The sequence below is a fragment of the Streptomyces sp. NPDC055962 genome (assembly GCF_042270185.1).
GTDB lineage: Bacteria > Actinomycetota > Actinomycetes > Streptomycetales > Streptomycetaceae > Streptomyces.
Genome location: NZ_JBHJYN010000001.1, coordinates 1,034,811 through 1,047,423, shown reverse-complemented (window position 1 = coordinate 1,047,423; position 12,613 = coordinate 1,034,811). Strand labels below are relative to the sequence as shown.

At 71.5% G+C, this 12,613-nt stretch carries 10 protein-coding genes and 1 riboswitch; of the genes, 5 read left to right on the top strand and 5 right to left on the bottom strand.

Annotated features, from left to right (window positions below):
- Positions 1-187 precede the first annotated feature (187 nt).
- Positions 188-1,480: a PspC domain-containing protein gene (locus ACFC51_RS04670; RefSeq protein WP_376380633.1), complete on the top strand. Its 1,293-nt coding sequence runs from the start codon at positions 188-190 to the stop codon at positions 1,478-1,480.
- Positions 1,477-2,172, top strand: a complete 696-nt coding sequence (locus ACFC51_RS04665) for a response regulator transcription factor (protein WP_173315165.1) — start codon at positions 1,477-1,479, stop codon at positions 2,170-2,172. The genes ACFC51_RS04670 and ACFC51_RS04665 overlap by 4 nt, the downstream gene beginning before the upstream one ends.
- 13 nt (positions 2,173-2,185) lie before the next feature.
- Here ACFC51_RS04665 and ACFC51_RS04660 read toward each other — a convergent pair whose 3' ends face one another.
- Positions 2,186-2,941 (bottom strand): GNAT family N-acetyltransferase, encoded by a 756-nt coding sequence (locus ACFC51_RS04660; protein WP_376380636.1) that lies wholly within the window; start codon positions 2,939-2,941, stop codon positions 2,186-2,188.
- Positions 2,942-2,953: 12 nt separating this feature from the next.
- Entirely contained in the window at positions 2,954-4,024 is a 1,071-nt protein-coding gene (locus ACFC51_RS04655; RefSeq protein WP_376526973.1) for an NlpC/P60 family protein, read from the bottom strand.
- Between the two features lie 356 nt (positions 4,025-4,380).
- Here ACFC51_RS04655 and ACFC51_RS04650 point away from each other — a divergent pair, with 356 nt between their 5' ends.
- On the top strand, positions 4,381-4,734 hold the full coding sequence (locus ACFC51_RS04650) for a hypothetical protein (protein WP_376380642.1): 354 nt from the start codon (positions 4,381-4,383) through the stop codon (positions 4,732-4,734).
- Positions 4,735-4,811: 77 nt separating this feature from the next.
- On the opposite strand, the gene ACFC51_RS04645 is transcribed toward ACFC51_RS04650, so the two are convergent.
- Entirely contained in the window at positions 4,812-5,960 is a 1,149-nt protein-coding gene (locus ACFC51_RS04645) for an NlpC/P60 family protein (RefSeq protein ID WP_376526971.1), read from the bottom strand.
- Positions 5,959-6,120: riboswitch (cyclic di-AMP (ydaO/yuaA leader) on the bottom strand. It overlaps the preceding gene by 2 nt.
- Positions 6,121-6,377: 257 nt before the next feature.
- On the opposite strand from ACFC51_RS04645, the gene pcrA reads away from it, so the two are divergent.
- On the top strand, positions 6,378-8,816 hold the full coding sequence (gene pcrA, locus ACFC51_RS04640) for a DNA helicase PcrA (RefSeq protein WP_376379912.1): 2,439 nt from the start codon (positions 6,378-6,380) through the stop codon (positions 8,814-8,816).
- Positions 8,817-8,907: 91 nt separating this feature from the next.
- Here pcrA and ACFC51_RS04635 read toward each other — a convergent pair whose 3' ends face one another.
- Positions 8,908-10,569, bottom strand: coding sequence for a M23 family metallopeptidase (locus ACFC51_RS04635; RefSeq protein ID WP_376379915.1), 1,662 nt, complete (start codon positions 10,567-10,569; stop codon positions 8,908-8,910).
- Positions 10,570-10,809: 240 nt separating this feature from the next.
- On the bottom strand, positions 10,810-11,796 hold the full coding sequence (locus ACFC51_RS04630; RefSeq protein ID WP_376379918.1) for an esterase/lipase family protein: 987 nt from the start codon (positions 11,794-11,796) through the stop codon (positions 10,810-10,812).
- Between the two features lie 344 nt (positions 11,797-12,140).
- Between ACFC51_RS04630 and ACFC51_RS04625 the strand changes: the two genes are divergently transcribed.
- Positions 12,141-12,554 (top strand): cobalamin B12-binding domain-containing protein, encoded by a 414-nt coding sequence (locus ACFC51_RS04625; RefSeq protein WP_376379921.1) that lies wholly within the window; start codon positions 12,141-12,143, stop codon positions 12,552-12,554.
- The last annotated feature ends 59 nt before the right edge of the window (positions 12,555-12,613 follow it).

Below are 12,613 nucleotides of genomic sequence, written 5' to 3'. Positions count from 1 at the left end.
TACGCCCGTGTGGGACCCGCGACGACCCTGGCCCGTCCCTGATATTGCGTGCCGGAGGCCCCTGGGGTCCCCGGCCGCCCCGCACGGGCCCGGCCGGTCCGGGGCGGCCGGGCCCGTGCGGGGCCTCAGGGTCGAGTCCGGGCAGACCCTGATGCCACGGCCCGCCGGAACGTGTGACGATCGGTGCATGCCAGCAGCCACGACCCGAGCCGCGAGCTCCCACGCCCCGGACCCGGAGGAGCCGGCGCCGCGCAAGCTGTACCGCAGCGCCGACGGACGGATGCTCGGCGGTGTCGCGCGCGGGCTCGCCGGGCATCTGGGACTGCCCGTCGCGTGGGTCCGGTTCGTCTTCCTCGGACTGTTCTTCGCCGACGGCCTGGGCGCCCTGCTCTACGCCGTGTTCTGGATCGTCGTGCCGCTCGGGGTCGGCGGGGTCGGCGGGGTGGAGAACCGGTCCCTCTTCGAGACCGCCCCGGACGGCCGTCGCAGACTGCGCAAGCCCGACAAGGGACAGGTCTTCGCCCTGGTCGCCCTGCTCGTCGGCGCCGTGACCTTCGTCGGCAACGTCGACATGGGCAGCAAGGCGGACCGCTACGTCTGGCCGGCGCTGCTGATCGGAGCAGGCTCCGTCCTCGTGTGGCGGCAGGCCGACAACGCCCGGCGCGCCCGGTGGATGGAGGTCGGCCGCCGCCGCCGTGTGCTGCACCTGGCCCGCGGACTGGCCGGCGTCGCGCTCGTCGGTCTCGGCCTCGCCGCCTTCATGGTGGTGCGCGGCTCGGCGGCCCAGCTGGGCACCGCGCTGACCGCGGCCATCGCCGTGCTGACCGGCATCGCACTCCTCGCGGGCCCCTATCTCGTGCGGATGACGCAGGACCTCTCCGAGGAGCGGCTGATGCGCATCCGGGCCCAGGAGCGCGCCGAGGTCGCCGCACACGTCCACGACTCCGTCCTGCACACCCTCACGCTGATCCAGCGCAACGCGGACGACGGCGGCGAGGTCCGCAGGCTCGCCCGCGCCCAGGAACGCGAGCTGCGCAACTGGCTGTACAACCCCGAGGGCACCGGCAAGGACGAGGCCGAGGAGCCGTCGAGCCTCGCCGAGGCCGTCAAGCGCGCCGCCGCCGAGGTCGAGGACAAGCACGGGGTCCCGCTGGAGGTCGTGGTCGTCGGCGACTGCCCGCTCGACGAGAAGCTCGCGGCGCAGATGCAGGCCGCACGCGAGGCGATGGTCAATGCCGCCAAGTACGGTGGCGAGGGCGGTGCCGTCCAGGTCTTCGCGGAGGTCGAGGGCCGCACCGTCTTCGTCTCCGTACGGGACAGGGGGCCGGGATTCGACCTGGATTCCGTCCCGGGCGACAGGATGGGCGTACGAGAATCAATCATCGGCCGGATGCAGCGCAACGGCGGTACGGCCCGGTTGCGTTCGGTGCCCGGCGGGGGCACGGAGGTCGAGCTGGAGATGGAGAGGGCGAGCGAATGACCGAGAACACCGAAGCGACCGGGGGCCCGGAGCGCCGGGTACGGGTCGTGCTCGTCGACGACCACCGGATGTTCCGCACCGGGGTCCAGGCCGAGATCGGCCGCACCGAGGAGACCGGGGTCGAGGTCGTCGGTGAGGCCGCCGACGTCGACCAGGCGGTCACCGTGATCACCGCGACCCGGCCCGAGGTCGTGCTCCTCGACGTCCACCTCCCCGGAGGCGGCGGTGTCGAGGTGCTGCGGCGCTGCGCCCCGATGATGGGCGCGGCCGAGAACCCGGTGCGCTTCCTGGCGCTGTCCGTCTCGGACGCCGCCGAGGACGTCATCGGAGTCATCCGCGGCGGTGCCCGGGGCTATGTCACGAAGACCATCACCGGTGCCGATCTCGTCGACTCCGTCTTCCGCGTCCAGGACGGCGACGCGGTGTTCTCGCCGCGGCTGGCCGGGTTCGTCCTCGACGCCTTCGCCTCGACGGACGCCCCGCCGGTCGACGAGGACCTGGACCGGCTGACACAGCGCGAGCGCGAGGTGCTGCGGCTGATCGCCAGGGGATACGCGTACAAGGAGATCGCCAAGCAGCTGTTCATCTCGGTGAAGACGGTCGAGTCCCATGTCTCGGCCGTGCTGCGCAAGCTCCAGCTCTCCAACCGCCACGAGCTGACCCGGTGGGCGACGGCGCGACGGCTGGTCTGAGCCGCAGGCCTCCTCAGGCGGGATCGAGCGAGATGTTGAGCTTCTCGCCGGTCCTGCGGTAGCCGACGCCCGCGTAGATCCGCTCGACGTCGGGGCCGCCCGGCTCCAGCCAGACGGTGTCGAAGCCGCGGTCGAAGGCGGTGCGGGTCAGCCAGACGGAGAGCGCCGCGCCCACGCCCCGGCGGCGGAAGGCGTCGGCGACGGCCAGGCCCGCCAGTTCGCCGATTCCGTCGGACGGGGTGGAGCAGCCGCCCGCTCCGGCCGGGCGTCCGTCCACGGTGGCCAGGGCCGAGACGCCGCCTCCGGCCGTCGCTCCCCGCAGCCAGGCGATCTCTCCCTCGTCCGGCCCGCCCTCGCCGCCGAAACCCGTGTGCTGGACGGCGGCCGCCGAGGCGAACTCGGCGTCGGTGACGGGCTCGGTGATGCGGAGGCCGTCGACCGGCTTCGGCGCGAGGAGGTCGTCCGCGGTGCAGGCCATGACCGGGGCGCGGAGCTCCACCGTGAACCCCGCCGCCAGCAGGGCGGGTTCGACGGCGGGTGCCCAGGAGGGCAGGAACTCCAGTCTGGGCAGCCGTTCGCGCGAGCGGAACGCCTCGACCAGGTCGGCGATGTCCCGCTCCGTGGGTTCGGCGTCCTGGTCGGGGATGGCGTAGTTGGCGAACTTCAGCTCCCAGCCCGGATTGTGGCGCACCGTGAACGGTCCCACCCGGTAGTGGTCCGGGGAACTGAGCGTGAGCGTACGCACGTATTTCTGGATGGCTGTGTCCATGAGGCCGGGAGCCTATGCGACGCGGGTGGCTCCCGCGAAGGGCATTTCGCTGATCGGCGCGATCCGGACAGGGGCTCCGGGGCGCGGGGCGTGGATCATCCGGCCGCCGCCGATGTAGAGCCCGACGTGGGTGACCCCGGGGTAGAAGAACACCAGGTCGCCCGGGGCGAGTTCGGAGCGTGAGACGCGCTGGCCCGCGTTGATCTGGGTGTACGTCGTGCGGGGCAGGGAGATTCCTGCCGCGCGCCAGGCGGCCTGGGTGAGGCCGGAGCAGTCGAAGGACGAGGGCCCGGTGGCTCCCCAGACGTACGGCTTGCCGAGCGCCCCGTACGCGAAGTCGACGGCCTGCGCCGCGCGGGCGTTGGGGGCGGCGACGGAGCCGCGGGGGGCGCTCCGGTCGGCACGGGTGGCGCTGCCGCCGTGCGCGGCGTCGGCCGAGCGCTCGTAACCGGCGCGCTGTTCGGCGGTGAGTGTGGCCAGGAGCTTGCGGGCGTTGGCGAGCTTGGAGCGGACCTCGTCCTTGTGCTTCTGCAGGGCGGCCCGGCGGGAGGCGAGCACCGCGAGCTCGTCCTCGGCCCTGGCACGCAGTTGGGCGATGTCCCCGATCTGCCGCCGTACCCCGTTGATCGCACCCGCCTGGCGGTCGCCCGCCCGGGCCTCGTAGGAGGCGCGCTCCAGATACTGGTCGGGGTCCGAGGAGAGGGCCAGCCGTACGGCGGGGTCGAGGCCGGCGCTGCGGTACTGGGCGGTGGCGTACGCGCCGAGGGCGTCGCGTGCGGTGTTGAGGCGCTCGGTCCTGCGGGCGGCCTCGTCGCGCAGGGTGTCCAGCGCCTTCTCGGAGGCGGCGGTCTGCTCCTTCGCGCCGTTGTACTTCTCGGTGGCGACCTCGGCGTCGTGGTACAGCCGGTCGACCTGGGCCTTCACCTCGGCCGCGGTGGGCCGGGGGTCCGCCTGGGCGGCACCTTCGAGAGCGGTCGCCGTGGCTGCCCCGGCGAGGGCGAGGGTCGCTGCGGTGCGGGCAGCAGGCCCGGTGAACAGGCGCTGCTTGGGCTTGCGGTGAGCGGCTTCTCGATGGGCGGGCACGGGGGTGGTGCGTCCTTCCGTTCGACTGCCCGCCGGGGATACCGGCGGGCCCGCCGGGGTCCGGCGGCGGGCCACCACAGGGGGGAGCGGCCCGCCGCCGGATTCCTGGCGGGGCGACCGGCACGCCGCCCGGTACGGAGGCGGTGATGCGGAGCCGGTCACCTGGGAGGGACGCTAAACCCGGGGCACAGGGAAGAGGCGTAATGACAGGTATTGCCTGCATGTGCTGTTTCGCTTCCGTCGGATGACCGGAAAAATCAACCGGAGTCAGGCAATTCGCGCAAGCATGAAGTGAACTCATCGGTAAGTCGTACCTTGCCGAAGAGTGGTGATATGGCCGCAGTTAGGCTGCGGCCATGGACGTACTCATCAATGTCTTCGTGGCCCTGCACATCATCGGGATCGCCTCCCTGCTGGGTGGTTTCCTGACCCAGATGAAGGCCATGGGGGCGGGTACGGCCCGCTTCGTCCCGGCCATGCTGCACGGCGCGCTCACCATGCTCGTCACGGGCATCGCCCTGGTCGGGCTGAACCAGGCCGACGACCAGAGCGTGAACAACGTCAAGATCGGCGTGAAACTGCTGGTCCTGGTCGTGATCCTCGCCCTCGTCTATGTGAAGCGGGACGACGAGAAGGCGGGCAAGGGCGCCTTCGCCGCGGTCGGCGGACTGACGGTCGCCAACATCTTCATCGCCACCCTCTGGACCTGAGCGGAACGGGGCCGGTCCGGGGGTCGCCCCCGGACCGGCCCCGCCGGTACGTCCTCGGTGTCCGCTGCGGGCGCGCGTCAGGCCGGGCGCACGCTGCCGTAGATCGGCATGTAGTAGATCGACTCCTCGCGGACGTTCGCGCCCGGCTTCGGCGCGTGGATCATCATGCCGTCGCCCTTGTAGATGCCGACGTGGCTGATGTCGTCGTAGAAGAAGACAAGGTCCCCCGGCTGCAGGTCCGCCGTGGCCACCCGGGTGCCGACCTCGACCTGGTCCCAGGTGGTGCGCGGGAGATCGACACCGGCGGCCTTCCAGGCCGCCTGGGTCAGCCCCGAGCAGTCGTACGACGACGGGCCCGTCGCCCCCCACACGTACGGCTTGCCGATCTGGGCGCGGGCGAAGGACAGGACCTGCTCCGCCTTCGAGGCGTACCCGCTGCCGGAGCCCGTGCCTCCCGTCCCGGTGCCCCCCTGCGCCGCCTCGTCCGCGTCGGCCTGCTCCGCCTTCTCCTTCGCGGCGGCGGCCTGCTGCCTGGCGAGCTCCTCGGCCTTGCGCCGGGCCTCGGCCTCCTTCTTGCGCTCCAGCTCCGCGAGCCGCGCCTTCTCCTCGGCGGTGAGCTTCGACAGCAGGGTGCGCGCCTCGGTGAGCTTCGTCTGCACCTGCTGCTTGCTGGTGCGCAGCGCGGCCTGCGACTCGGTGAGCTTCTCCAGGCTCTTCGTCGCCTCGACGCGCTTCTCCGCCGCTTCCTTCTGCTGCGTACGGAAGTCGGCCACCGACTTCTGCTGGCGGCTGGTCATCCGCGCCATCAGCTGGTCCTGGTCGAAGTACGACTGGGGGTCGTCCGCGAGGAAGAACGTGGCCGTCGGGGCGATCGAGCCGGTGCGGTACTGCGCGGCCGCGTAGTTGCCCAGCTCGCGGCGCGTCTCGTTGAGCTTGTCGGCCCGCTTCGCAGCCGCCTCCAGGAGTGCGTCGACCTCGGAGCGCTGCTCGGCCGAGGCGGTCCTCGCCTTGTTGTACTGCTGCGTCGCGGTGCCGGCCTGCCGGTAGAGGGCGTCGACCTTCTTCTGCACTTCCTCGATACCGGGCTTCGGCTCGGCGGGAGCCGCCGTCGCGCTCTGCGTGGAGAGCAGGGTGACGGAGGCGAGCGCCACGGTCGTGAGACCGACGGCGGGGGTGGTGGTGCGCATGCGTGTGCGCGGCTTGCGATGCGACGCCAAGGCCGGCATCTCCTTCCGTGGACCGCCTACCGGGTTAGCTGTCGGGTTCGGGCGGAACGGAAGGCTGCCCTACGGTCCGGTGGAGACGGGCCGATTCACCCCGGTGCTGCGTGTGGGTCCCCGGTTCCGGGCTCCCTTCGGGGGAGTACGGATTCGGCGGGGGCACCCGTGCGGCGCGGTTCGCCTCAAGGGGGTACGGGGCACCCGTCGGAGCACGCTAGCCAACCCGTGGCGTCCCTGTGAAGGTTGATGTGCGATATGCCCGATACATTTCCGTGACCTTTTCGGAGTGGCGGTCCCTGTGGCCGGAACCACTCCCTGGAGCTCACGGACCGTGGGCGCGCCCTCGCGTTGTGCGCACGGTCCGGGGTCCTTGTCGCCGATGCGGCCCGGGCTGTCGGTGCGGCCGCCTAGACTCGTGAGGCGATGAGCAGCCTCTTTGACGACAGTTTCCTGACCGGCCTCCAGCGAGCGGAGGACGGCCCCCCGCCGCCCCCCGAGGAGCACGCACCCGAAGCGGTGCCGGAGGGCCTCTTCGAGGACGTCTTCGACGCCCCTCCGCCGCCGCGCGACGCCTACTACCGCGACGGCGCCCCGCGCCCCGTGGTCGACTCCGCCGCGCTGCTCGACGGGCTGAACACCGAGCAGCGCGCCGCCGTCGTGCACGCCGGCTCCCCGCTGCTCATCGTCGCCGGGGCCGGGTCCGGCAAGACTCGGGTGCTCACCCACCGGATCGCCCACCTCCTCGCCGAGCGCGGGGTGCACCCGGGGCAGATCCTCGCCATCACCTTCACGAACAAGGCCGCCGGCGAGATGAAGGAGCGCGTCGGAGACCTCGTCGGCCCGCGCGCCAACGCCATGTGGGTCATGACCTTCCACAGCGCCTGCGTGCGGATCCTGCGCCGGGAGTCGAAGCGCCTCGGCTTCACCTCGTCGTTCTCGATCTACGACGCCGCCGACTCCAAGCGGCTGATGGCCCTGGTCTGCCGGGATCTGGACCTCGACCCGAAGCGCTACCCGCCGAAGTCGTTCACGGCGAAGGTCTCGAACCTGAAGAACGAGCTGATCGACGAGGAGACCTTCGCCGGGCAGGCCGCCGACGGCTTCGAGAAGACGCTGGCCCAGGCCTACGCGCTCTACCAGGCGCGGCTGCGGGAGGCCAACGCCCTCGACTTCGACGACATCATCATGACGACGGTCCACCTGCTCCAGGCGTTCCCCGACGTCGCCGAGCACTACCGCCGCCGCTTCCGGCACGTCATGGTCGACGAGTACCAGGACACCAACCACGCGCAGTACACCCTCGTGCGCGAGCTGGTGGGCCCGGCGGGCGAGGCCGACGCCCCGGGCGAGCTGTGCGTCGTCGGTGACGCGGACCAGTCGATCTACGCCTTCCGCGGCGCGACCATCCGCAACATCCTCCAGTTCGAGGAGGACTATCCGGATGCGACGACGATCATGCTGGAGCAGAACTACCGCTCCACGCAGACGATCCTCTCGGCGGCCAACGCCGTCATCGAGCGCAACGAGAGCCGCCGCCCCAAGAACCTCTGGACCAACGCGGGCACCGGCACCCGGATCACCGGCTACGTCGCCGACACCGAGCACGACGAGGCGCAGTTCGTCGCCGACGAGATCGACCGGCTGACGGACGCGGGCGACGCGAAGGCGGGCGACGTCGCCGTCTTCTACCGCACCAACGCCCAGTCCCGTGTCTTCGAGGAGATCTTCATCCGCGTCGGACTGCCCTACAAGGTCGTCGGCGGAGTGCGCTTCTACGAGCGCAAGGAGGTCAGGGACGTCCTGGCCTACCTCCGGGTGCTGTCCAACCCCGAGGACACCGTCCCGCTGCGGCGCATCCTCAACGTGCCCAAGCGCGGCATCGGGGACCGGGCCGAGGCGATGATCGACGCCCTGTCCATGCGCGAGAAGATCTCCTTCCCGCAGGCGCTGCGCCGTGTCGACGAGGCGTACGGCATGGCGGCCCGGTCGGCGAACGCCGTGAAGCGCTTCAACACACTGATGGAGGAGCTCCGCACGATCGTGGAGTCCGGCGCGGGCCCGGCGGTCGTGGTGGAGGCCGTCATGGAGCGGACCGGCTATCTCGCCGAGCTCCAGGCGTCCACCGACCCGCAGGACGAGACCCGTATCGAGAACCTCCAGGAGCTCGCCTCCGTCGCTCTCGAATTCGAGCAGGAGCGGGCGGAGGAGGAGGGTGCGGGCACCCTCGCCGAGTTCCTGGAGAAGGTCGCGCTCGTCGCCGACGCCGACCAGATCCCCGACGAGGACGAGGACGGCTCCGGCGTCGTCACGCTGATGACGCTGCACACCGCGAAGGGCCTGGAGTTCCCCGTCGTGTTCCTTACGGGCATGGAGGACGGCGTCTTCCCGCACATGCGCGCGCTGGGACAGGTGAAGGAGCTGGAGGAGGAGCGCCGGCTCGCCTACGTGGGCATCACGCGCGCCCGCGAGCGCCTCTACCTCACCCGGGCGTCGATGCGGAGTGCGTGGGGCCAGCCCTCGTACAACCCGCCGTCGCGCTTCCTGGAGGAGATCCCGGACCAGCACCTGGAGTGGAAGCGCAAGGGGCCGATGGCCGCCCCGGCGGGTCCGACGTCCGGCATCACCTCGTCGCTGTCCTCGTCGCGCGCGAAGTCCGGGCCGTCGGGATTCGCGACCCGGCGCACCTCCGACAAGCCCGTGGTCACCCTCGTCGTGGGGGACCGCGTCACGCACGACCAGTTCGGACTGGGCACGGTGACGGCGGTCGAGGGCTTCGGCGACCAGGCCAAGGCGACGGTCGACTTCGGGGACGAGCGTCCAAAGAAGCTGCTCCTGCGCTACGCCCCGGTCGAGAAGCTCTAGATCCGGCCACCGGGCACGGAGGAGCCCCGGCCCCCGACGTCCCTGCGCGGGACATCGGGGGCCGGGGCTCTTCGGGCCTCGGGACGCGGGATCAGTACGGGTTGATCCCGTGGCTGCGGAGCCAGGGCATCGGGTCGATCGCCGAGCCGCCGCCCGGCCGTACCTCGAAGTGGAGGTGCGGGCCGGTGGAGTTGCCGGAGTTCCCGGAGTAGGCGATGACGTCGCCGGCCTTGACCGAGCCCGAACGGATCTTGGTGGTGCTGAGGTGGCAGTACCACGTCTCGGTGCCGTCGGCCGCGGTGACGATGGCCATGTTGCCGTAGGCGCTGTTCCACTGGGTGCGCACGGTGCCGTCCGTCGCCGCCATCACGGGGGTGCCGTACGAGACGGGGAAGTCGATGCCCGTGTGCACGGACATCCAGTTCACCCCGGCCTGGCCGTAGGTGGCGCTGAGTCCGTGCTGCTTCACCGGCAGGACGAACTTGGGGCGCAGGGCCTCGCGGCGCGCCGCCTCCTCCTCGCGCTTCTTCTTCTCGGCAGCCTGACGCTCCTTCAGGTCGATGCGCTCCTGGGTGCGGCTGGCCCGGTCGGCGAAGTTCTCGGCGTCGGCGCTGAGCGCAGCGAGCTGGGTGTCCAGCTTGTTGTTGGCCACCGCCGGCTTGACCGTCTCCGCGGCGGCCATGGACGTGGTCTCGTCCTTCGTCTCCTCGGCGCCCACCCCGCTCACCGAGGCTGCGGCGATGCCCGCGACGCTCATGACGCAGGCGGAGGGGACGGCGACGGTGAGGAGGGCGGAACGCTTCGCGGGGGTGCGGCGCCGGCCCCTGCCCCCGCCGCGCGGGGCGGCGGACCGGCTCACGGGGTGCGCGGCGGCCGTCACGGACGCGGTCTCCGCGGTCACGTCGACGAGGTCCGGCAGGGGCTCGGGCCCGTCGGTCCCGTGGCTGTCGGTGTGGCTGCCGGCCCCGGGGCCGTCGCCGTACGCGTCGGTGTAGGCGTCGGCGCCGGTGTGCGCGTCCGTCCGCGTCGTTCCGGCTTCGGCGCCGGCGTCCTCGGGGTGGTCGAGGAGGCCGGTGGATTCGTGCAGGTCGTGGGAGCCGATGCCGTCGTGCGCGGCGAACTGGGCTGTCTCGTACGGCTCGTAGGCGGCCGACTCGTGTTCGTACGAGGGATACGACGTCTGTTCGGATGCGTACGCGGGGCTCTCGGGCGTGGCGCCGGTGTTCCAGGCGGTGGCGTCGTAGGCGCCGGTGTCGGCGGCCGCGTAGCTCTCGTACCCCGCGGTGTCGAAGACGGGGGCGGTATAGGTGCCGGTCGTGTAGGCCGTGGTGTCGAACGTGGTGGTGGGGAAGGCGCCGGTGTCGCCCGCCGCCCACTGCGTGTCCTGCCCGGTCTGGTTCCAGCCTGTGGTGTCCCACTGGCCCGTCGCGTCAGGGATTCCGGCCTGGGGCGGGATTCCGGCCTCGGGCATCCAGGTGGCGGTGGTGTCGTAGCCCTGGGGCGCCTGCGGTTGCCCCTGGACGCCGTAGGCGTCGTACGGGGCCGCCTGTTGATGCGCTCCGGTGTCCCACTGGTTCGTGTCGTAGCCGCCGTAACCACTGTCGTACGCCGGGGCGTAGCCCTCGCCGTACGTGACCTCGTGCGTGGTGTCGTGCTGACCGGGCAGACTTCCGAAGAGTGGATCGGTGTCGAAGCTGCCGGTGGACTGGCCGTCGTATCCGGCATACCCGGCGTGGGGGTGCTGGTCGTTCACCAACTTCTCTCTCGCCTCGGCAGCAGGACCTGTTCCGGGGTCCGGTGGGGGGGATCCCGGGGTGAGTGGTGGCCGCGACTGTACCCGGCGGTAGGAGGGGACGACAATCTTCGGAGGCCTCCGGCACCGAAGGAAACGGGCAATCGGCCGCCTTTCGGCGGACCGGGCGTACATGCTTGGCTCTATGTTCGAAATTCGTTCTATTCGACGTGCGCCGTGCGGTCGTTCAGCCGGCGGAGATCAGGCGACCGAGGCGGCACCAGGGGCGGCTCCCGGGGCGGCTCCCGGAGTGCCGGCCACCGCGCCGTCGGACTCGAGCGCCTGACGGATCGCGGACGCCACCGCGGGGTGCACCGGAAGGGCCAGGTGGCCGATACCGGTGACACGCACGTTCAGCGCGTCGAGGTCCGGGTGGTCGATACAGGCCGTCTCGACAGGAAGCATCACCCGGTCCAGCTCGCTCCAGAAACTGACGAACCGCGTCCGGCAGCCCGGAGCAGGGCGGCGCAGCTCCTCGATCAGATCGGAGCCGCCGCGCATCTGGCGGACGATGGGGTGGGCACCCGCGAGGGGGGCGGCCGCCGTGCCGCCGTGCGGCGTACCGAGAGTGACGAGCGTGCGCACCCGGCGGTCCCCGCCGAGCCGCTGCACGTAGTACCGCGCGATGAGCCCGCCGAGACTGTGCCCGACGATGTCGATCTCGCGATGCCCGGTGCGGGCGCAGATCTCCTCCACATGGCGTTCCAGCAGCTCGGCCGCGGTGCGGATGTCGCAGGTCAGGGGTGAGTAGTTGAGCGACTCGAGATGGTGCCAGCCGTGCCGGGCCAGGGAGCGGCGGAGCAGGACGAAGACCGAGCGGTTGTCGATGAACCCGTGCAGGAGGACGACGGGCGGCCGGTCGCCGGCCGCGGTGGGCAGCACCGTGGCATCCGCCGAACGGGTGATTCCGTCGGAGTCCGGGGGCGGGGCCGGGTGTGCGTGCGGGGCGGTGCCGGTGTCCGGTGTCGCGCGGACGTCTTCCTCGGGCCCGGTGCCGGTACCGGTGCCGGGTGCGGGCGGGGACGCCGGCGCCCTGCGCTCCGGGGTCAGGCCCGACGGGTAGATCAGCACGTGTCCGGCGAGGATCACCAGCTCCAGCGCGGTGGCTCTGATCAGCGTCGACGACAACCAGGCGGGGCGCAGACACGGCCTGCGCAGCAGTAGGGGTAGGAAGGACAGGACCTTCATGGCCGACCTCCTGCACTGGCACGCGGGGAGGCGGCTCCCTGCCCCGTACGCCCTCACGGGAGACGCTGCGGAGGTGACCGGCGGCCCTGATGCGGCCGGGGGTCGTACCACCGTGCCGTGCGGCTGGCGGCACGGTGGTACGACGACCTCGTTGCGGCTCCCCTGGCGACGCTCCCCGCGCGGCCGGTGGGCCGCACGGTGCCGGGAACGACGCCGGCGAACATGTCCCATGTGTGATTTCCCCCTCCCGGTCCACCGCGAAACGACGAGGTGCGGGATGCTGTGGATAACGTTCGTTCACATCACCGGCCCTCCGGGCACGGGAGACGCATGTGGAGGCATTGATGGGTGTGACCGGTCCGATCCGTGTGGTGGTGGCCAAGCCGGGCCTCGACGGCCATGACCGCGGGGCGAAGGTGATCGCGCGGGCGCTGCGGGACGCGGGCATGGAGGTCATCTACACGGGGCTCCACCAGACCCCCGAGCAGATCGTGGACACGGCGATCCAGGAGGACGCCGACGCCATCGGCCTCTCCATCCTCTCCGGCGCCCACAACACGCTCTTCGCCAAGGTCATCGAGCTGCTCAGGGAGCGCGAGGCGGAGGACATCAAGGTGTTCGGCGGCGGCATCATCCCCGAGGCGGACATCGCTCCGCTCAAGGAGCAGGGCGTCGCCGAGATCTTCACCCCGGGCGCCACGACGGCCTCGATCGTCGACTGGGTCAACGCCCACGTCCGCCAGCCTGCGGAGGCCTGAACCTGCCGGGCCGGCCTGCGGAGGCCCGAACCCGCCGGGCCGGTCCCGGGTGCGGTGCG

Bases quoted from the DNA above. Each gene is read 5' to 3' on its own strand.
- ACFC51_RS04670 (WP_376380633.1), top strand. From the start codon at position 188: ATGCCAGCAGCCACGACCCGAGCCGCGAGCTCCCACGCCCCGGACCCG.
- ACFC51_RS04665 (WP_173315165.1), top strand. From the start codon at position 1,477: ATGACCGAGAACACCGAAGCGACCGGGGGCCCGGAGCGCCGGGTACGG.
- ACFC51_RS04660 (WP_376380636.1), bottom strand. From the start codon at position 2,941: ATGGACACAGCCATCCAGAAATACGTGCGTACGCTCACGCTCAGTTCC.
- ACFC51_RS04650 (WP_376380642.1), top strand. From the start codon at position 4,381: ATGGACGTACTCATCAATGTCTTCGTGGCCCTGCACATCATCGGGATC.
- ACFC51_RS04645 (WP_376526971.1), bottom strand. From the start codon at position 5,960: ATGCCGGCCTTGGCGTCGCATCGCAAGCCGCGCACACGCATGCGCACC.
- pcrA (WP_376379912.1), top strand. From the start codon at position 6,378: ATGAGCAGCCTCTTTGACGACAGTTTCCTGACCGGCCTCCAGCGAGCG.
- ACFC51_RS04630 (WP_376379918.1), bottom strand. From the start codon at position 11,796: ATGAAGGTCCTGTCCTTCCTACCCCTACTGCTGCGCAGGCCGTGTCTG.
- ACFC51_RS04625 (WP_376379921.1), top strand. From the start codon at position 12,141: ATGGGTGTGACCGGTCCGATCCGTGTGGTGGTGGCCAAGCCGGGCCTC.